This is a genomic window from Bacillota bacterium, assembly GCA_040754315.1.
GTDB lineage: Bacteria > Bacillota > Sulfobacillia > DUSP01 > JBFMCS01 > JBFMCS01.
The window spans coordinates 46,837-67,136 of sequence record JBFMCS010000051.1; the positions used below are offsets into that span (position 1 = coordinate 46,837).

12 protein-coding genes and 3 pseudogenes are annotated in these 20,300 nt (G+C 59.4%); 4 read left to right on the forward strand and 11 right to left on the reverse strand.

Annotation, left to right across the window (positions count from 1 at the left end):
* Positions 1-295: 295 nt before the first annotated feature.
* From AB1576_10925 to AB1576_10970, 10 genes and pseudogenes are all read right to left on the reverse strand, one after another.
* Positions 296-460: pseudogene (locus AB1576_10925) on the reverse strand (helix-turn-helix domain-containing protein).
* 31 nt (positions 461-491) lie between these two features.
* On the reverse strand, positions 492-1,454 hold the full coding sequence (locus AB1576_10930; protein ID MEW6082265.1) for an IS1595 family transposase: 963 nt from the start codon (positions 1,452-1,454) through the stop codon (positions 492-494).
* 251 nt (positions 1,455-1,705) lie between these two features.
* Positions 1,706-2,101, reverse strand: a pseudogene (locus tag AB1576_10935) (hypothetical protein).
* 2 nt (positions 2,102-2,103) lie between these two features.
* Positions 2,104-3,000, reverse strand: coding sequence for an IS1595 family transposase (locus tag AB1576_10940; protein ID MEW6082266.1), 897 nt, complete (start codon positions 2,998-3,000; stop codon positions 2,104-2,106).
* Positions 3,001-3,304: 304 nt separating this feature from the next.
* Positions 3,305-3,853 carry a phospholipase D family protein gene (locus AB1576_10945; protein ID MEW6082267.1) on the reverse strand — a complete coding sequence of 183 codons (549 nt, stop codon included), beginning with the start codon at positions 3,851-3,853 and terminating at the stop codon, positions 3,305-3,307.
* A 6-nt stretch (positions 3,854-3,859) separates the two neighbouring features.
* Complete coding sequence (locus tag AB1576_10950) at positions 3,860-5,725, reverse strand: hypothetical protein (GenBank protein ID MEW6082268.1); 1,866 nt, start codon at positions 5,723-5,725, stop codon at positions 3,860-3,862.
* A gap of 15 nt (positions 5,726-5,740) precedes the next feature.
* Positions 5,741-9,325: a helicase C-terminal domain-containing protein gene (locus AB1576_10955; GenBank protein ID MEW6082269.1), complete on the reverse strand. Its 3,585-nt coding sequence runs from the start codon at positions 9,323-9,325 to the stop codon at positions 5,741-5,743.
* On the reverse strand, positions 9,322-11,859 hold the full coding sequence (locus tag AB1576_10960) for a hypothetical protein (protein MEW6082270.1): 2,538 nt from the start codon (positions 11,857-11,859) through the stop codon (positions 9,322-9,324). Before AB1576_10960 ends, AB1576_10955 begins: the two co-directional genes overlap by 4 nt.
* Before the next feature lie 3 nt (positions 11,860-11,862).
* Positions 11,863-13,752, reverse strand: a complete 1,890-nt coding sequence (locus AB1576_10965) for a GNAT family N-acetyltransferase (protein ID MEW6082271.1) — start codon at positions 13,750-13,752, stop codon at positions 11,863-11,865.
* 491 nt (positions 13,753-14,243) lie between these two features.
* A pseudogene (locus AB1576_10970) lies at positions 14,244-14,498 on the reverse strand (transposase).
* Positions 14,499-14,622: 124 nt separating this feature from the next.
* On the opposite strand from AB1576_10970, the gene AB1576_10975 reads away from it, so the two are divergent.
* Positions 14,623-14,925 carry a ribbon-helix-helix domain-containing protein gene (locus AB1576_10975; protein MEW6082272.1) on the forward strand — a complete coding sequence of 101 codons (303 nt, stop codon included), beginning with the start codon at positions 14,623-14,625 and terminating at the stop codon, positions 14,923-14,925.
* Between the two features lie 353 nt (positions 14,926-15,278).
* Entirely contained in the window at positions 15,279-16,466 is a 1,188-nt protein-coding gene (locus tag AB1576_10980) for a Xaa-Pro peptidase family protein (protein ID MEW6082273.1), read from the forward strand.
* 219 nt (positions 16,467-16,685) lie between these two features.
* On the opposite strand, the gene AB1576_10985 is transcribed toward AB1576_10980, so the two are convergent.
* Complete coding sequence (locus AB1576_10985; protein MEW6082274.1) at positions 16,686-17,999, reverse strand: IS4 family transposase; 1,314 nt, start codon at positions 17,997-17,999, stop codon at positions 16,686-16,688.
* A gap of 134 nt (positions 18,000-18,133) precedes the next feature.
* Between AB1576_10985 and AB1576_10990 the strand changes: the two genes are divergently transcribed.
* Together AB1576_10990 and AB1576_10995 are read left to right on the forward strand one after the other, a co-directional pair.
* Positions 18,134-19,021: a C-terminal binding protein gene (locus AB1576_10990; protein ID MEW6082275.1), complete on the forward strand. Its 888-nt coding sequence runs from the start codon at positions 18,134-18,136 to the stop codon at positions 19,019-19,021.
* Positions 19,018-20,250, forward strand: coding sequence for a pyruvate carboxyltransferase (locus tag AB1576_10995; protein MEW6082276.1), 1,233 nt, complete (start codon positions 19,018-19,020; stop codon positions 20,248-20,250). The genes AB1576_10990 and AB1576_10995 overlap by 4 nt, the downstream gene beginning before the upstream one ends.
* The last annotated feature ends 50 nt before the right edge of the window (positions 20,251-20,300 follow it).

Below are 20,300 nucleotides of genomic sequence, written 5' to 3' on the forward strand. Positions count from 1 at the left end.
CCAGAAAAACGCAACCGGATCGATCTCGTGTTTGCATTTGACACCTTGGAAGCTGTCTCCCGCAGCCGCTCGGGGCTGGACATCTTACTGGACATCTCTTCTATTGCGTGGGGAATCTCGATTACATACTCTTTCACACATCCCACTTCTCCGCCTGAGGACAGACATGGGTTGCCCAAATCCCCCTGGTTGCCAATTCCCGTGCATAATATGGCACCACTACCACGTACTGGGGCTTTCGGGGCTTGACCGAATTTCCATGTAGGGCAACTGCTGACCAGGTGTCGCATCGTGTTCATCTAGGGACTGGCCGGGTGACATGTTCCCATAGCCTGATGGCAAGGTGCAGGAGGAAGCAGGAATCTGTATCATCCAGGTCAGAATGGAGTATTGTGCTGATACGTTCCAGACGATAACGGAGACTGTTTACATGGAGGTGTAGTTTTCGAGCGGTCTCCGCTCGGTTGCATCCAAGGGGGTATTCCCTTCACTCAAGTACCTACTACCGGTAGTGGTGGTCGCTTCCTTTTCCGGCCGCGCACGCCCTTGACCATCGCGGCATAGGGTGCCGGGTCCACGGCTACCGCTTGCTCGAGGAGCCGGTAGAACAGTTTGCCGCGGTGACGCGAAGTCCGACGGTTGAACCGGAAGGTGTACTCATCCAGGTAGTAGTCGAGATGCTCACGGCTGACAGCGCCTTGATGAGTACCCAGTAGCCAGCGCTTCAGGAGCGAGGCCACCCGGTGAACACGAGGCAGCACCGCAGCTGCCGTTTCTCCGCTGCCGAGAAGAACCCGGCGATCGTGCACGTAGCCAAGGCTGGGAAGGGCGCGATAGCTTTGCAGCCCGTCAGTGATTACAACTGTACCGGGCTCCACGGCTTCCTCTACGAAGGGCAGCAAACTCTCTCCGGAGGAGTCCGGCACCCGGCGCATGCGAATACGGCCGACGGCCCGGCCGCGTACCTCGGCGGCAATGGCGACCAATGCTTTGTTCCCCACTCGTCGGCGTCCAGTCCCCGGCTCTACGCCTCCAACGAAGGTTTCGTCCACCTCCACCACTTGCGACAGCCGCTCGCGGCCGGGCCGGACCACCGCGCGGCGCAGCCTGTGCAACCACGTCCAGGCGGTTCGATAGCTGCCCAGACCGAGCACTTGCTGGAGTCCAAGGGCACTGACACCCTTCTTTTGGCTCACGACCCACCAGATCGCCCGGAACCAGACCGTCAACGGCGTGCGGGTGTCCTGGAAGATGGTCCCCGCCGTCACCGACGTCTGGTGCCCGCAGCTTGCACACATCCAAAGCCCACGGCTGGTCAGCCAGGACTCTCCCGCCCCACACGCGGGACAAACAAAGCCCTGTGGCCACCGCAACTGCGCCAGATAGTCACGGCAGGCCTGTTCCGTGGCGAAACGCTGTTCCAGCTCCCGCAGAGTTCGGGGGTAGTCCTCCATACCACACCACTACATGTTGGGGTTACTGGAGTCAAGGGAATACCCCCTTTGCATCCAAGACTCAGGTAGCAAGATAACGTTTCCATGAGGGAAGCGCCATGCTGCGTATCGTATTCTATGAGATCCCCGAGCACATCTTGGCAGAATGCGACCAGCTCTACATCGTCCGGGATGAAAGACAGCAGTCTATGTAGGCCCATTTCACTGAACGCAAGTACGCTCTTACCCATGCTTGCAGCCACTGATAGTGCCCGCTTGGCCTCGGCGTAACTCTCCTTGAGCTTGCGCACGCCTTCATACGACCGGCCAACCCCTACCCTGCAGGTGCATCCTTCTGATTGCGCCATGGAGACTGTTGATTGCCCCAACCGGGTTGCCTGGAGTACCGGGACCTTAGGCCCATTCGCTGAGTGAAGAAAGATAACAATTTCGTTCGTCCGGCTGATCAGCGCTGCCTGCGAATCGTACTGCTTTACCAGTGCTTCGATTTTAAAGTGGATCTGGGGGGCGATGTCCGAGTCAAAACTTGCGATCAGTACGACGATTGGCAGGGATGCGTTGATACCCAAGAGCGCCGTGCGCCTTTGGAGCTCATGATCCGACAGATAGTCTTGTTCCAGCATATCCCTAAGGTAATCGCTTTTCATGACTATCCAGTCAACTCAGCACAAGTCAGTGCTGGGCACGCGGTGCAGGCAGACAGCAGTCGTGAGAACAGCTGGTCTGGCCGGGCACGGCGGTTGAACCGATAGCAGAACTCGGCCAAGTACGCTGCCAAGTGGTCCTCTGACAGCCCATGGTAGGTCCCGGCCACAAAAGCCTTCAGGTTGGAGACGATGGTATGTACCCAGTGTAGATGCTCTTGGGCTTGGCTGCTCCCCACGTGCCGTTCATGCGTGTAGCCTGCGGCTGTAAGCGTGGAGTAGACGCTAAGCCCGTCGGTTATCAGGTGGCTGCCGGGTAAGACTGCTTCAAGCAGGAAGTCATGTGCATGCTGGCAGTTGACGGTGTCGACCACGGCCATCTTGGCGTACAGGGGTTTTGCATCGGGAGTAACGGACACAGGCACCAAGATCGGCGTCTTCTCCGTGCCTCTCCCTTGTTTCCCGTTCGGACCGCCGACGAAGGCATCGTCCAGTTGCACCAATCCTCCCAGTCGATAGCGTCCATCCCGCGCCGCCATAGCATGGCGGACCTTGTGCAGCATGTGCCAGGCCGTTTGGTAGCTGACACGAAGATGTCGCTTGAGTGACAGGGCCGAGCAACCGCGCTTGTCACTGGCGACCAGGTAGATGGCCCAAAACCACTTCTGCAACAGGGTCCGGGTGCGGTACATCACCGTACCGGCAGTGACGGAGGCCTGATATCTGCAGGTGGTACACTGGTAGAGGTCCCGCTTGCTGATGTGGTAGTACCGGCTATTCTGACCCACTGGGCAACAGAATCCGTTGGGCCACCTGACCTCGAAAAGGTATCTCTCACCTGCCGGTTCGTCTGGGAAACGTTGCTGGAAATCCAACAGAGTCAAGGATTCTTGCCGGGCCATCAACAATTCCCCCCTCAGCGAACGGGCGTTCTCCCCTCATGATAGCACATATGTTCGCTTCGGGGAAGGACTTCCTGAGCTAGCTGGATAGTCATGTCAGCGGATAGGGCCGGTGGGGAACCCTCGGGGGTCCAGCAGCGAAACTCTTTACCCGGGGGTTCCGCTCATTCTCACACGCAAACAAAAACCGGGGTCACCTGATTCTGGTTCCGCCAACCCTTCACCCACACCTTGTCACTGAGCGTGACCATATCTCCCCTTACGAGCGCCAAAGAGCGTTAGCAGCATCTGCCGGGTGACGTGTTCACGGACGGCACTCCACCAAGTAGTCGGATTCCGTCAACGCGCGAACAAGGTCCCAAATCTGCCGCGCCGGCTTCCCGTGCAGCAACACCCCGATCTCCAGGTGGCCCGAGATTCCTTTCTGGGTGATATTGGCGCTCCCGATGTACGCGTGCTCGGAGTCGCACAGGCAAAACTTCGCGTGGGACCCGAGCATCCGGGGATCTTCGACATTTCCACGGGGTTGGAAGGTGCGGAAGCGTGTCCCCGCCATCTCCCGAAGACTCCCAAGAGCCAGTCCGGCGAGGCTTGTCCCCGTAGTGATCAGGTCGACGTTTACGCCTCTCTTCAGAGCGGCCATCAGCGCCATGCCCAACGGCCCAGCCTGTAGTCCCTCCGCTCCCTGGATGAACGGCGCAGCGATCACGACATGCTTCCGCGCTGAAGCCAACAGCTCAGTCAGCACGCCTAACGTGGTCCTGGCGCCGATTCGGGAAGCGAGTTCGGCCCCGAACGGTTCCGGCACGGTCACGACGACTTCAACCACCAGCTCGGGGCGGCGGACGGCCACTTTCGGTCACCTCCCCACCACGAAATCGAGAAAGCCAGTTCGGATCTCCCCCACAACAGAGTCGCGGCCGCCGAACAAGAAGGACCTACTGAGATTCAGATTGAAGAATCGACAACTCGTCTCGGCGAGATGCGAGCAGGCATGGCAGCTGCCCCCTCTGTCGATGCAGACCGGATCGTACACGCATCTCCGGCTAGAGCGGATCTCTGCAAGCCATTCGGCCAGGGACTGTTCGAACAGGGCAGATAGGGCGCCGATCGTCGCGCCGTATCGATGGTTGCAGTAGATGGCGCACGTGAGGGTCCGGGGAAGCACATATTCGGAAAGGCTTGTTCCCTCTAGGCCGCACAGGAGCGAGGCACGCCTGAGCGCGAGATGACTAAGAGTGTGAAGCAGACCGAAGACGAGCCGTGCCTCCGGCACCTGGACCGTATGACGGAGTGGGACTCCGTCGAGAAGTTCAACGAAGTAGGCCCTGGCGCTCACGGTAGGCTCCTCGCCTCGAGGGATTCGAGGCACGAGACCATTCGCTGACATCCACCGCAGCACCGCGTCGTGGTTCAACCGAAGCAAAATGGCGTCCGCCTGTACGACGTCCACGAAGATCGGGAACTTTCCTCCATGGTCTCGCTCGGCGGGGAAAGGATTGAGCCTGCATTCATCAGGTTGGTAGCCAGCGCGGCTATATCCGAACGTTGCAGTAGTAATGGGGAAATCCGTTGCGAGGGTCACGCCACTCATACCAAGACGGTGCGCAACCTCACGTGCGCGGGTGCGATCCTCAGCCTCCGCCTCCTGCTCTGCGAATAGCTCTACGACGTTACCTGACTCGAGTAGCATGACAGCTTCCAGCATCTCTTGCCCAGATCTTGCCCAGACGTCCCCTGGGACTCCGGACCGTCGGACCAGCGCAGCCGCGAGGTCCTGTGGCGATCCAGCGACCTCGGCCTCAGTTCGGTATGCTTGGAGGTCGGCCTGCATCTTTTCGAACTGCGCGATCATCTCCTCGCTTCTCCCCTGTGCTCGGAGACGAGCCCGCTCCGCTTCGCTAAGAGTGAATGGAGCAACTGCTGGGGCGGCTGTCGATGCGGCAAAGTCGACCAAGCGGCGCCCTCGGGATTCCGGTATTCCAAGGAATACCGACGCCGCCACCGCCTGCCACTGTGAGATCCTCAGGAACGCACTCCATTCCCTGCCAGGCTGGTTGAGCAGGACGGTGTAGTGGGGATAGAAGGTTCGCCCGGCGCGATGAACCTCCACGCTCATATTCTTCAGCGATGGATCACCGCCTGGCCAGTTGCACGACGAGCATCGGCCCGCGAAGACGGACGCGGTTGCGCCGCAGGATCTGCAGACCCATTGGAAATCGGAGACGCGCTCGCTTCCTCGAGTGTCCAGGGCCATCCTCTGTCGGGCGTTACAGTTCTTGCAGTGCTGACTTGAGAGAGGCTCCAGAGCGCCGCAGCGGTGAACCCTTACGAAGCGCAGTTGCACGAGCCGCCCGACGCGACAAACGCTGCAGCCCTCGGAGTTCGGCACGCCGTCTCGCGGCTCAACGATGACGCCGCAGCAAGGATTCTGGCACCAGAACACGAGGGGGAACATGGCCGCCTCTGCGCCCCGAGGTTCCAAGAGTACGAAGCGATCGGCAGTTTGCTCGAGGTCGCGAAATACGGGGCGATGCTCTTCGGACCATGCGCGAGCCTGCTCCTCGACCGCTCGCAAGATCAGGCGCGTGTTGAGGTCTGTCCGCGGAACGCCGCGAATCCGGTCCACTCGGGCGATAGTGCCGATCTTCTCGAAGTCAAAGGTCTTCCCCGGAAGGTAGTTCAGGAGGACCTGCTGCTTCCCACGGTTCATCCGGCGCCCCATCGCTAAGCCCCCCGCCTATCGCCCCGCTCTTGAGGCCCACGCACTGCCGTTCGGATCCAGCTCAATCTCGATCTGCTCGTCGACATCTCGAAGGTTACGCATAGGCTGAGGAACCAATGCCTCGGAAACGAATTTGGCATGGTCCCCAGCACCAAGGATCTGATCCAGGAACTGGCGCACACGTCTACCGATCTCCTCCTGAAACGCCGCAGTGCCCGGCCCCGGCCAGCGGTCTATCAGGTAAGCTTCGTCGAGCATTCCCAGGAAGTTCTCCGCGCGAAGGGTTCCCTCGCTAATCAGTCTCTTCACGAAATTAACCATGTAGTAGCGATTGGGATTGTCCTGGCCGGAGTTGTTGGCAATTCGTTGTAAGAGGACCGCCATGAAGAGGCCTGGCAATGTACGTTGAATGCTGAACTTCGACCACCGGTTGATGGCAACCGGTTCGACGAGTTGGCCGAGGAACTCATGGTACTTCTGAAAATACGCGAAGTGACTCTGATCTCGTTCGCGAGCCGGCTTGAGACACGTGAAGACGATGCCAACGTGGGATCGACCGACTCGGCTCGAGGATTGAATGTACTCGGCGTTCTGCTTGGGCATACCATAGAGGATCATACAATTGAGTCTGTCGATGTCGACACCATGAGCGATCATGCTGGTGGCTAAGATCGCGTTCGGTGCCGTGGGGTGACCGGGCTGAGCGGTCTCGAGGAGTTCCAAGGTTCGCGTAACATTGTCAGTGCTCGTACTCCCGGAGAGTTCCGCGATCCTCAAAGGCGAAAACCCGGCCCTTTCGAGCTCATTGTTCACGTGAGCATCGAGATCTGTGCGGATGGAGCTCAGCTCTCGTGTTGCAGAAAAGTAGCAGAGGGAGGTGGCGTATGAGTCGACCAGGCTGCGCCAGAGTGGAGTGGCGGGCCTGCACTGCCCCCCCCCGAAGGGATTCACGGCAGCTGCCGGTAAGCGAACCAGCGTTTCGGTCTCCTCATGGTAATACTGCACGAGTTCCAAGACAGCGTTGAAGATCGTCTTGTTGTGCGGCAGCAAGCCGACGAAGAGCCGCTGTGGGTAGTCGAGGGTCCTGGCATAGAATGACGAACTCAATGTCGGGCCGAGGCCAGGGTAAACTCGGGCTTCTCTGCCGTAGAGATGGCGGACCTGACGATCGAACGCCTCGATTGTTGCCGAGGACGCGATGATCTTGACCGGTGCATGTTGACCGTAGGTTTGGAGAAGAGTTTGAAGAAAGGTTTCGTAGTGTCCATCGAATGTCCCCAGCCCCTCCTTCAGAAGATGCAGCTCATCCTGAATGAACAGGGTGGGTCCGCTCACGCCGGGGGGAGATCCGGGGCGAAGCCGGCTCACATCCGAACAGTCCTTCTGACAGCACTTGCCGTTGTAGTACCCGTGCTGTACACAACGCCCCGTAACTTGACCGAGGACGAGAGACAGTTTTCGTTGATTGCCAAGGCCGGCGAGCTTGTCGATTGTTCCCACGAGCACCGCTGGTAGGAAACGGTAGATCTCATTATCAACCACATAGACAGGAAGAATTCCGCCTGGAAATCTGCATCCTGGGTTGCAGCACCTGTGGGTCAACCGGACCCGATCCGGGTCGAATTCCACTACCACACTCGAGGTCCGACATGCGGGACACTTGACAATCTTCTTCCAACGTTGGCGAGCGTCCGGATCGTTGGCAGTGCTCCAGTTGAGGTCCGGCGGCTCCCCTCGACGGGGAGGAGTCAATTCATTCGGCGTGGCCTCTTGGCCAACGAAGTACCCTACGGCGAAACCATCGACTTCACGTCCAGAGAGCCGAGGATCAGAGTGCGCCCGGCGGATTAGTTCCGCGGCGCCGATAACATCTGCGACACGCTGTGTCTGCTGCAGTGTAAGCAACCGGAGCGGGAAGCGCGTCCATGTAGTGATGCCGGATGCCTTCCCTCGGAGGCGGTCAAAAAAGCAGTGAAAGACAATGACGCCGAGGTAGGCTTCCGTCTTACCACCGCCCGTCGGGAAATAGATGATGTCCACCACGCTTCGGTCGAGCATGGCTGATTGCTCACTAGACTTCAGTGCATGAATGCCCGGAATCTGAGACACGATGAAGATGACTTGGAAGAGACGCCATTCAGTCTTCTGGCCGCCGAGCGCGAAGGACTGATTCGCCAGCTGGAAGGCGAGCCGAGCGTCTGCGTCCTGTTCGATGAGACGACACCCTTGCGCGAATCGCTCGATTTCAGCACGGAACAAGCGGTGGTCGCGCTCGTACTCGTCACCGTGCCGAGCTTTCCAGGCTGGGTCCTCGGCAACATACCGGTCCCGCTGGGCAATCCACTCGCGATTGTACTCCTGCATCGCGTCGAGAACGCGTTGGAGTACGGGGACGGGATTGGTGCTCAAGTCTTGGAAAGATGCGCGTGGCTTGGTATTGGTGCTGTAGCGAGCCTGCGAATAGACCGGCACGTTTGTTGTTTCGAAAGCGCACTGCGTGCTGTCGGGCTGGGTCCTCACGACCGCACAGTTAAAGCCGCGCCCCCAGAGTTGGCGATCGTATCGGAAGCTCCGCGGAGCTACGTCGAGTTCGAAGGGCAGGACGTTTGCATGCTCGAAGGTCAGGGTGGCCCTCACATCGAAGAAGAAACCCTCGCTGTGCCAAGCGCGGGTGTCGATCGGCGACGAGTTGGTCGCCTCAAGCGAGAAGATAACCTCATCCGGCTCGTCTGCGGGCCGGAGTTGTGAGCCAATGGCCCAGCGCCATGGTGGCGCGAGATCCGTCGATAGGTGCTCTTTAAACTCAGCATAGGCAGATCCTGATTCAAGAGCTTCGGGTGGCACCCGCACTCGTTCTTCGGGGTTCGGTCCTGTCCGAAGGTGATCAGGGTCGGCCAGGATGACGTCACGTACGCCCGCAACCTCGCGCTCAGTTGCTCTTTGAAGGTCAGCGACGTCGATGGACCATGACTCGTCCGCGGCGCTGGCTTTCCGGAGCGCTATGCAACCCTGAGCAGAGCATCGGATCTTGCGGTACTTCGGAAAGAGCACGTCCGTCGGCCGACGGCCTCTGCGGCCAGGGGGCGTGGGAGCAGGTCCCGAAGGACTCTGCACGGGGTCATCAGAATCCCCGTCGGCCTCCTCTTCAACGTCAGTCGAACGTCCCTCTGATACCTCTGTCGGCTGACTTGATTCTCCGGACGCCGTGGAGCCCGCGACCGCTGAGGCGTGCCGCTGGTGCTCGCGCTGTTCGTCTAGGGCTGGAAACACTCGATAGTAGCAACTCCACTCGAGTCGGATGCGGCTCAGAAAGTCGGATCCCTCCGGTTTCACTCGGAACTCGGCGCCAATGGCCATGGGGGCCAGCTTCGTGAGGAGTTCGTCGGGGAACCCCGCACGGTAAACCGCAGCGCCAGGTTCCCGCTCAGGATCAGGGGGACACGGCCTCAACGAACCAATGAAGTACTTGTCCCTTGGTGCACTGTGAGTGCACTCCGCCTCGAAGGTTCCTGCAGCGCGGCCGCACACCCGCTTCACGAGGTACTCTGCGAGGCGGGGTTCCTCATCACGCGTCACCCAGTCGGGACTCACGAACGTCATGACCTTCCTCCCTCGAGGCGACCCAAGTGCGGTCGGTAGAACGGCCCACTCTGCTGCCTGACTTCGAGAACTCGGGCACGGAGCAAAGAGTGTCGGAAATCTTCTACAGTCAGTCCGAGCTCAACGTCGATCACTTCGTCGGCCGTGCCAACGGCTACTGTGCCTGCACCGCTGGACGTGAGCCAACGATTAAGGCGCGCTGCGAGACTGATGTGTAGCCCCCTAAGGCGTTTAGCAGCGGTATTGATCTGCCTGCAATAGCTCTTCACGAATCCGAGGGAGAGAACCTCGGCAATGCGTTTCAGGTCTTCCGGATCGCTGGGTGCTAGGACGAGCCGACGCGACCACGAGCGAACTGTATGAGGCGAAGTCAGCCGGCTACCCTTCGCCTGCAGATCCTGGAGCAGGCCTTCCGGGGTGGTTCGGCCTAGACGCTCGGCCTCCGTGAAAGCACGCACGAAGTCATCTTGCCACCGTCGAACAAGGGCAAGGTACTGTGCAATCACCGGGTCACGATGAACCCTCGAGACGAGAAGTTCGTACAGGCTCTGCCGACGCTGCCCTGAAATGAGCAGAATCTCATCTCCGACCCGCAATGAGCGCACGTACCTTTCCTCGATCTGAGCGCTTCCCTGAACGCGAACAATGACGTTGACTGTCTCGTCAGTGGGAAGGAGGACGTGCAAGCCACCTTCCAGCCATATCTCAAGCGCTTCTTGGACCCATGGGTTTTCGGGAGATGCCCAGGTTTCAGAACCCGCAGCAGCTTCGGGGAGCACAGCTTGAGGCACATAGCCTTCGTCGTCCTCAACCGGCGGTGCCGTTCCGAACAGATCTGCAATCGCTTCTGCTGCATCTGGGCGCTTCCAGAGGCTCACCGTTTCCGCCTTGCGACGAAGCTCCTCGCCAAGAGCGCCTGCGGTTGCGCTATGCCGTCCGCCAAGTCGTAGGGCGCGTCTCGCAGACGTGGGCGGTTCAAGCGTGCGCTGCTCGGGCTCGTCCAAAATCGGAAGCCAGTGGCCGAGATTGCGAGAGGAGAGACTCAGCTTTGAGGAAAGATGGCGTATGCGGCGTTCGAGGATTGGTTCCTGGTGCGGCCAGAGGAGAACTTCGAGCTGCCCTGAGTCTAGGAGCCCGTCGAGGTGTCTTTCTGCAAATCGGCTCGGCATGCCGACCAACAAGGGCGACGGGTTGTTGGCCGCGTGCTGGCCACGGGGCTGCTCCCCGAGAGTATCAACATCAACCTCAGTGAGTTCCTTCAAGTAAGCCAGCTCGACCCCGACGTCTCTCAAATCGTCCTCGCTGATATTGAAGCGTGCCAGTAGGCAGAGGGCGAACATCTCTCGCCTCGACTTGGAGGCGAACACGATCCTGCGCTGCTCTGTGGACTCGACGCAGAGATTCGCCAATCCCAGCCACAGGGGGGACCCGGACGAACCGAGTAGATCGTGGGCGGAGGCAAGCGCATCCGCCGCGTCCTGAAGCACAGCGTGAAGACTCGGCGAGTGGGGTCGAACGGCATCCATGAACCGAGCAAAGTTCTCGCGCAGCTCCGAAATTCGACGGAGCCCCCAGTACGAGTTCACCTCTCGCTCGTAGACAGCCAGTGGTACGGGAACGGACTCCATCGCCCTCAAGCACTTCCAGCCGAGAATCACGGCATCCCTAGAGAGTCGTCCATTCTGGAATTCGCGGGCCGCCAGCATTGCCTCCGTGGCGGAGGCGAATGCCTTCGATATCTCGATGACGTGCTCGCCGAGGAGAACTCGGGCGGTCACTTCAGCTTCGAGCGCCCTTTCCGCGAGCTGCTCCAATGCGAGGATACATGTACTGGCCCCGCGTTGAAGACGCGGCCACCGAAACACGCCGGCGCCCACCTCCAACCACTGGGCAACGGCCCCGCTGAAAGGCCTAGCCGTCCATCCCACGACTGGGATGCTCATCTTCTTTGCTTCTGCGAGAAGACCGGGGAGCCAGCCAATCTCATGGCTTTCCCCGCAATCGACGGCGACCCATTTGGCCTTGTATTGACGAAGCAGAGCGGCTGGATCTGCGGGAGCGCAGATGCAGAAAACGGATGGCAGATTCACCCCACCTGGCGAGGACACTGTCTTCAGTTCATTACCCCTTCTTCTACCATACTGTTGAGCAAAGACGCCGTCGAGGGTGAAGGAGCCGAGCCGAATACTGGCCAAGTGCGATCGGATGCCTGCGTAGCCCGAGACGTACAGAACGCAACGGCCCACCTCGCCGGATTCTATTTGGGCCAAGCCGTCCATGACGAGTGCCGTCGCGAACAGGAGGGGGGCTCGGCGCTCAAGTCCATCCGGAAACACGACCAAAGTCGCATCGCTCGTACTGGAGCGAAGTGCAGAGCACATGAGCCTCGCGCTGAGTTCGTCAACAAGGTCGGGCACGCCTTCCGGACCCGTGTGGCGGAGTTTTCGCTCAGCCGCGACACGACGGAATATCGGATCGGACGCGAGGGGAAGCGCGTCGAATGCGGAACGCACCTTGCTAAGGTCCAGTGCCATGGCTCACATCTCCGTGTCTCCCTTGGGACCGGACCGCCCTATATCGTATCCCCCGAGGGCATGGGAGCGAGAAACTGCCTGCTGGAATTCGGTCCACGAGAAGACACGATGGTCCCACGGTGTGCGCAAGTGGACGATCGTATCCGGCCGCAGCTCGTGTATGAACTCGGACCAGTTTGCGGCCGCGAGAATGGCGGTAACTCCAAGATTCTTCGCGCACCGCCGCAGATTCCTCGAGACGATGTTCGCCGTTATTGGGTCTAGGGTGCCGCAGAATTCATCCGCGACCCAAACCTCCGCCTGCGAGGCGATGAGTTTGGCCACCATGGCGCGGTATCGCTGACCGTTACTTAGCTCGCGGAAACGCTTCACGTAAAGATGAGCCTCTGCCAGACCGGAGACGTTCAACGCGAACAATGAGTTCTCGAATGACCGCTGCCCCAGTGAATTGATAAGGGGACGTGAGCTTGGCAGCGGGCCAAGCGTGCTGACCGTGAGCGTACGGGGAACCTCGACGGAGCCGGTCAATCCCTGCGGACTTGTGGAGGGATCAACGAGCTTCTTCGCGAGGAGCGAAAGAAGCGTTGTTTTCCCGGCACCCGAAGGACCGCAGATGAGCACGATGTCCCCGAGCCGAATCGTGAAGTTGAGACCCGCGAACAGTGTGGTCGTCAGCATGTCGCGACTGACGCCGAAGGCCTGTTGGATCTTCCTCGTCGCCTGAGTTCGTACCAGGGGCGAAGAAATCGCGAGCGTGCACTGCCTAACTTCGATCGGCCGCGAAAGAGCCGGAGAACGTTCCGGTGGCCGTTGCGCCGGGTAGCGCCCGGGAAGTCCAAGTTCGCGGATTCTCCGGTGCACAAAACACTCTGCCGCAGGTGTCAGCCCCATGAAGAATGTCGGTTTAGGCAGACGGAATATACGATGAAGCAGCGCCCAGTTCTCGTCAGAGAGGCGTTGCGGAGACCGCAAAAGGAGACGGAGCAGACGCTCGCGGGGAACGCCCTGCTCACTCTCGATTTGCTTGAGGCATGTGGCGTAGGAGACCTGCAGGTCGACGATCCCAGCGCTCTCCTCTTTCAGAATCTCACCCTTCTTGACGCGAGAGTAGTTCCTCAGGATGTAGTCCATGTCCTCGTTCACGCGGGTGAGATTGCCCTCGGTGTCGCCGATGTAGTGCATCCCGGGAGACTCAACGAACGGCACGTACCGAAGCATATCTGCGGTGATCTCGAGGAAGAGGGGCTTGAGCTTGCCAACATGCCAGTGTTGCCGCGCGAAGCGAGCCGCGTGTTTGACGAGGATGCGTGCGAGACCGAGTCCTCTGAATTCGGGGGAGACAACGGTTCTCGCGATGCGAACAACGAGGTTGGTGTACTCGCGTACGGCGACTTTCCTCCACGTCGTCCAAGAGATGCTCCCATTGCGATCATGAAACTCAGCGTCGAGGAGCGCGGCCCTCGGACGATTCATGATGAAGGTGGTGGAGAGTTCGATGTACCCTAACACGCAGGGCAGCATGGGATCATCGGAACGAACGATTAGCGGCACGTGCCGTCCGTGGAGCGCCTTCCCGCGGTAGTGGCACTCCTCGAGCCGGTGGTAGCCGGCGAGCTCGTCCTGGGTCTCGACTTCCTTCACTCTAAGGGGGACACGGCGCGTGCCGATCGACAGGGAGTCCTCGACAGCGTAGACCGGAAGAATCTGCGCACGCCCATTGCGGCACTTCGCACGGGCCTCGTTCGCACTCACCACAACGACGTCGTCACCCGGCCCAAGGCAACAGTAGCGGTGCGTTTTCAGCGTCCGCTCGTTGGCGAGACGGTAGATCTTATGCAGATCCTCGTATCGAACGCTGGCTACCTGCACGCCGAATCTCTCCACCGCGTTCACCGTTCCCTCCGACTAACACCACCTTGGCGTCCGCTCACCCGCAAATGGGTGCGCGCCCTTGCGGTGCACCATTTCTCGGGGGCTCATCCATGCGGGGTCTAACGGTCTGCGGCTGAGCGGCGCTGGCAAGTCATCGAAACCCAGCTCCACGGCATCCGCTCGAGCCGCTGGTTAGCCGCGCTGAACCGAGAATAGTGCTGCCTTGTGTCGTAACTGTTCAGCCCGTCCTGGCAAGAACCAACATTACGTTTTTCATTTCTTCATACCCCCCGGAATTCCTCCTTCCCGAAGTGTGGATGCGCAGATTTTCTCATTTCCGGGATGGAGTGAGCGACGGGTCCAGTGTTTGGCGACCGCCCGTGGGGAGGTAGCCCCTGGCGCGATGCCTGGGGAGACTTCCGGCATTCGCCCCCGGCTGGGAGACAATGGCCAGCTCAGGGGGCGCGGGGTTGCAGGAACGGCTGGCCCCGGAACCCGGCTGCGAGCACCGCCAGGACCGAGTGACCCCGCTTGCGCACGGTCGAGAGGTAGCCGCGGATGCGGCAGCAGGCCTGTGCACCGGCGAAGCTGCGGAAGGTACCGGAGAGCTTCTGCTGCACCTTGACCATGCGCAGGTCGCGCTCCGCCAGGTTGTGGTCGAAGAGCACCCGGAAGTCGTACAGGAAAGCGAGCACTGCGGGGCGGTGCTGCTTCAGCCGGTCGAGCAAGTTTTGGGCCGACGTTTGCAGGGGTCTGCCGCGCCGGCCGGCGGGACGGGTTTACAACACCCAGACGGCCAGGCGGGTGGGCCGATAGGACAACGGCCACCTAGAAGGTACCGACGACTACGTCGAAGAGACGCTGTACCGATCACCCCGGCACGAATATTTCGTGCACTACCGGGGCGGGCCCAACACCATGTGGGCCCACAGGCGCGGCGGGCGCCGGGTGGGGGGCGAGCATATTCTCCCCCGCTCTGACTACGAGGCCGCGAGTGGGGCGGAGGCCCACCTCGTCCCCGAGGCCTACGCAGCGGAATTCGGGCCCGCCCCCGAGCCCGGAAGTGGCCGGGACCGGGTCAACTGGACCCTGGACGCAGATCTAGTATCGGCTCTGCGTACCCGGGCGGCGGAGACGGGCATTCCCGTCAGCCGCTTGGTGGACGATGCCCTGCGGTCGGCAGGGTACCGCTGACGCCCGCACCACCTACCCCCGGCGTCACCGGCAGGGCCGCATTAAAGCGCAGTCGGTCGTCTGTCCAGCAGCGCACAGTTAACGGCTCTATCCACGCCCACAGCAGGCGTGGCCGCATTGCAGCTCTATGCCGTGGTTGTGATTCGGCGCGGCGCGAGGCGAGTATCCACGCCGACCGCGGCGTGGCCGCATGGCAGCGGATTCCCCGGCACCTCCCCCGGACTAAGGCCGGGGCCGGCGGCCTAGCTGGCCGGTGATGGTAGAGGGTGGACCGCCCTTCCCTGGGCGTGTAGCCGCGATGTCACGGGGTGCTTTTCCCGCCCCCGCCGGTGGAGGGGGGTGGTGGGGCGGTCGTGGACGCCAAACGTGTGAACTTCTACCGGCTGAGGGAAGAGCGGCTGATCCGGGCCAAAGAGATGATGGACAAGCATGACCTGGGCGGGCTCATCCTGTTCGTGGGCGAGAACATACGCTACGTCAGCGGGGTGTGGCAGGGCAACTGGAAGAACAACATCTTCATCCGCTACGCGGTGTTGCCCCGGGGAGGAGAGCCTGTTCTCTTTGAGACAGTCGGGTCCGACATGGAATGCGCAAAGATCGATGCACCGTGGATGGGGGACAGGATACGTCCGGCGATCACCTGGAAATGGGCGGAGCAGGCGGAAGAGTATATGGCCAAGCGGATGGCCCACAGTGTTTACGAGGTGTTAAAGGAGCATGGCGTCCAGAACGAGAGGATCGGCATCGACATGATGGACCTGCGGGGGTACCAGGAACTTACCGGACTTGGCGTAAACATAGTCAACGCCTGGCCCGCCATGTCAGAGGCGCGCGTGATCAAGACGCGTGATGAGATCGAGTGTCTGAAGATATCCAGTGCGTACGGGGACGCGGCGATGTGGATGGCGATTAACGAGTGGGCAAAGCCCGGAGTGACCGAATCACACATCTGCGCGAAGGTGAACGAGTACCTGTATGCAAACGGGTTTGACTTCGTGTACGACATCATAGTGGCCTCGGGAGGGAACACGAGCCCGTACCGGCGCTGGCACACTGACAAGGTGATCAGGCAGGGGGACCTTATGATCATAGACATCAACGCGATAGGGCCGGGCGGGTACTTTGTGGACTTCGTCAGGTGCTTTAAAGTGAAGGGCAAGCCCACGCAGAAGGAAAAGGACCTGTACAAAGAGTGCTTTGATTCACTGTATGCGGCGATTGAAGAGATAAAGCCGGGGGCAACGACGGCGGACGTGGCGAGCCGGTTCCCGGTGTACGCAGACGACAAGTACGGGAGCGTAAGCCTCCAGCAGTTCGCGCACAGCATAGGGTTGACGCTGTATGAGGGCATGTGGATATCCCGGGCGTACTCGTTGAACTACCCGGCGGAGATCAAACAGAACATGACGTTTGCCATCGAGACCTTCGCGGGACATCCACAGCTTGAGCAGACAGTACGGCTTGAGGAAAACCTGGTGGTCACAGAAAGCGGAGTGGAGCTTTTCACCAGGTGCCCGTTTGAAGAAGACTTTATGGCATAGACGACTACGGCCTTAAGGCGACTTAATCAGTGATCGGAAAGAAGGAGGTGCGCCCGGGTTTGAAAGTGGTTATTACGGATCACGTGTATCCTTCACTGGATTATGAAAGACAGGAGTTATCTGAAATCGGAGTGGAGCTGGTTCTGGCTCCAAGCACATCTGAGAGTGCGCTTGGTCCCCATTCGTGATCGGTTAACCATTTATTGCCATCCCGGCGCCCTATCCTTCTGGAAAAGATGGTATTTCTACCCAAGGGTCCATCAATCGTTTACGATTGACGTGGGGATCTGGAGCTTCAAATAGGTAGAACAACATGAGTAAGAATGGGTCTTCTGTGATGCCTGAGGACCTGAGGGTATTTTCCATCAGGCGGCCGGAGGTGAAGTGAAACATCTCCGCCCACCGCCCATTTGTGAGGCGAAAGGCTTTGTCGGGAGCGACCTGGCGTAGGAAGTTCAGTATCCGGCGACTTACCACCAGGGTGAGCATGGCCACCAGTACCAGGGCCTCCACCACCTCGCTTTTTGCGCTGTTCAGCACGTCCAGCTGGTAGACACGCTTGAGTTCTTTGAACACCAGTTCGATGGCCCACCTGGCGCCATACAGCAAGGCCACATCTTCCGCGCTCAATTGCTCCGGGGAAATGCTGGTGAGGTACAGGTGGTATTCCCCAGTATCCTTGTTGAGCAGCCCCACCAGACGGTAGGTCTCCGTGGCAGGGGAGGCGACGCCGTTGTAGCAGCGGCGCTTGAAAGAGACTTCCACCAGTACATCCACAACTTGCCGCTTCAACTGGGGCAGTATCTCCTTGAGGCTCTTGCCAGATACGTCAATGCTCCTCCCGCGGTGTTGCCGCAGCACAGAAACAATGGTGGGGTTGGCGGTCTTTTTCAGCCGGCTTATGAAATGGCCGCCGTTACGCGTGATCCGGCTGAATAACTGGTACTTGAAGTAGCCCAGGTCAAATAGCACGATAGTGTCCTTGACCCATGGACCTATTCGTATGGTCTTGACCTCTGCGGTGTTACCCGCATGGAAGGTGACGCTCTTAGGCCCGTTGGCGGTCACGCTGATGACACTGTGGATCTTCAACTGCGCCTCGCTGCGGGAACCCGGAAACTGCCGTGCCAGGTTCTTGTGAAGACTGATCAATGTGCCGTCAGCTACCACCAGGTCCTTGAATTCCCGCAATCTAGCGCACAGCGTCAAACTCGAGTTCTTGGCCAGTTGGGCCATGCCATGCGTCAGGCATTCCCTTAAGAACACTACCAACTGCGGGGAAAAACGGTCGTAGAAAGCCGATGGCACGATGGACTTCGCTGACGCGGTTTCGTACGATCTCCGCAAAGAAGCCAAGGTACGCTGCACGCCAACCCCAAAGCCCAGTATCAGAACCCAGAACAACGCAACCGGATCCACCTTCCGGTTGCGCTTGACCAGCCCCACCCGAGACGCTGTCTCCCGTAGCCACTCAGGGCTGAACATCTCAGTAAGCATCTCTTCGATCACTGAGGGATTGCTCACATCTGGCATGTCTTAAAGTCCCTCCTCCCCACTTTAGGGAAGAGATTCTATACCGCTACCCAAATCCCTCTGGTTACCAATTCCCAGGCATTCTGTGGAATACCTGGCATAGCCTGGGACTTTCTGCGCTTAACCGAACACGCATGCTTGGTCCCCTCTGCCGGGACGCGGATGCGGTCATCACGTGCTATGCCCAGATAACGGGCACCGTAATCGAGAACATGGAAAAATGCCTGCTGATCTCAAAGACTGGGATAGGTGTTAACAACATCGACCTGGCCGCGGCGACACGGTGCGGGATCGCCGTGACCAATGTGCCGGACTACTGTATCGACGAGGTGTCAGACCAGGCGCTGGCTGCCATCTTGTGTCTTGCGCGAAAGCTCGCTTTCCTTAATGACACTGTCAAGCGCGGCAACTGGTCTTTTGAGGAGCACCGTCCCATACACCGCTTACGAGGGTCTACGCTGGGCCTTGTGGGGTTTGGACAGATCGCAAGGGCGCTGGCGGAGAAGGTGCGGCCGCTCGGTCTTAGGTTGGTGGTCTCGGACCCGTTCGTCGGCGCCTCAACGATAGAGGAGTTCGGGGCGTTCAAGGTGCCACTTGAAGAACTGCTGAGACAGTCGGACTACATCTCGCTTCACGTCCCTCTCACGCCCGATACCAGGGGACTCATAGGGAGACACACCCTGGGCCTAGTGAAGCCAGGTGCGTTCTTGATCAACACGTCGCGCGGGCAGCTGGTGGATGAAAGCGCGCTCTATGAAGCCCTGGTGACAGGTAGGCTGGCAGGAGCGGTCCTTGACGTGCTGGAGCGGGAGTCATGCGACGACGGTAACCCCCTGTTTACCCTGGACAACGTGATCATCACCCCGCACAGCGCCTTTTACTCGGAAGAAGCAGTACAGGAGCTGAGAAGAAAGGTAATCGACGAGTCCGTGCGCGTGCTGACAGGCAAGAGCCCGAAGTACCTGGTGAACAAAGAACTGATCTTCAGCCCCAACAGGAGATTAAGGGAGGCAGGAGCATGATCAAGACCCCTTGGAAGACAGGCAAATGGTTTGTGAGCCCCTGGAACTACGCTGAAGAGGTGAGATCCCATCTGTCGTTTGCCGAAAAGATCAAGTTGCACGATGTCTCCTTAAGAGACGGTGAACAGCAGGCGGGACTGATCTTTTCCGCAGATGAGAAGATCCGGATCGCGGAACAATTGGCTGAAGTAGGCGTACACAGGATAGAAGCCGGTATGCCCGCGGTTTCTTCAGAGGACGAAAGGGCTATAAAGGAGATCGTGAAAAGGAATCTTGGCCCTGAGATCTTCGCGTTCGGCAGGTGTATGGTTGACGACATTAAGAGGGCGGTAGACTGCGGCGTGACGGGGGTAGTAGTGGAGATCCCCTCAAGTGAGCATATCATCGAGTATGCGTACGGCTGGTCTCTCAATAAAGCGATCGACCTGTCCGTCAAAGCCACGTTATATGCGAAAGAAGAGGGTCTTTACACTGTATTCTTCCCGATAGACGCAAGCCGTGCCGAGATGAGCTGGTGCCTTGATCTGCTGGCGAAAGTGGCGACCGAAGGCCATATGGACGCGCTGGCAGTGGTGGACACGTTCGGCGGGCTCTCACCGAGCGCGGTGCCATACCTGATCAGGAAGGTAAAGGAGCGGATCGATAAACCCGTGGAGGTGCATTTCCACGATGATTTCGGTATGGGCTCCGCAAACACCGTGCTCGCACTTGCTGCGGGTGCCGAAGTCGCTCATACGACTATCACAGCGATCGGCGAAAGGGCAGGGAACGCCGCCTACGAAGACGTGGCTCTGACGCTCCTCACCATGTACGGGGTAGATCTCGGTCTAAAGTGCGAGAAGATGTACGAGCTGTCCAGGATGGTCCGGGAGATGTCCGGGCTTTCGCTCAGGCAGAACAGGGCGATAGTGGGCGATATGATATACAAGATCGAATCAGGCATCATCGCGGGCTGGTATAAAAACTGCGGGCATGACCAGCCGCTCGAGCTGTGCCCCATCCACTGGGATCTGGTGGGACACCAGGCGCCGGAAGTTGTACTCGGGAAGAACAGTGGTGCCGATTCCATTATTGTCTGGCTCTCCCGGCTTGGTCTTTCCGCCAGCGAGGAGCAGGTGCAAGAACTGGTACAGAAAGTGAAGAAACTGGCCTATGAAAAGCACGGGCTTGTCACTGCGTCCGAATTCAGGATAATGGCTGAGGAGTATCTTAGTGCTGCCGGTCATTGATCCGGCCTCGTCAGGAGAGAAAACCCTGGCGTTTTCTTCGAAAAAGCGCT

Excerpts from the sequence above, each read along its gene's own strand:
- AB1576_10985 (MEW6082274.1), bottom strand. The coding sequence starts at position 17,999 with ATGCCAGATGTGAGCAATCCCTCAGTGATCGAAGAGATGCTTACTGAG.
- AB1576_10930 (MEW6082265.1), bottom strand. The coding sequence starts at position 1,454 with ATGGAGGACTACCCCCGAACTCTGCGGGAGCTGGAACAGCGTTTCGCC.
- AB1576_10960 (MEW6082270.1), bottom strand. The coding sequence starts at position 11,859 with ATGGCACTGGACCTTAGCAAGGTGCGTTCCGCATTCGACGCGCTTCCC.
- AB1576_10950 (MEW6082268.1), bottom strand. The coding sequence starts at position 5,725 with ATGGGGCGCCGGATGAACCGTGGGAAGCAGCAGGTCCTCCTGAACTAC.
- AB1576_10940 (MEW6082266.1), bottom strand. The coding sequence starts at position 3,000 with ATGGCCCGGCAAGAATCCTTGACTCTGTTGGATTTCCAGCAACGTTTC.
- AB1576_10955 (MEW6082269.1), bottom strand. The coding sequence starts at position 9,325 with ATGACGTTCGTGAGTCCCGACTGGGTGACGCGTGATGAGGAACCCCGC.
- AB1576_10995 (MEW6082276.1), top strand. The coding sequence starts at position 19,018 with ATGATCAAGACCCCTTGGAAGACAGGCAAATGGTTTGTGAGCCCCTGG.
- AB1576_10990 (MEW6082275.1), top strand. The coding sequence starts at position 18,134 with ATGCTTGGTCCCCTCTGCCGGGACGCGGATGCGGTCATCACGTGCTAT.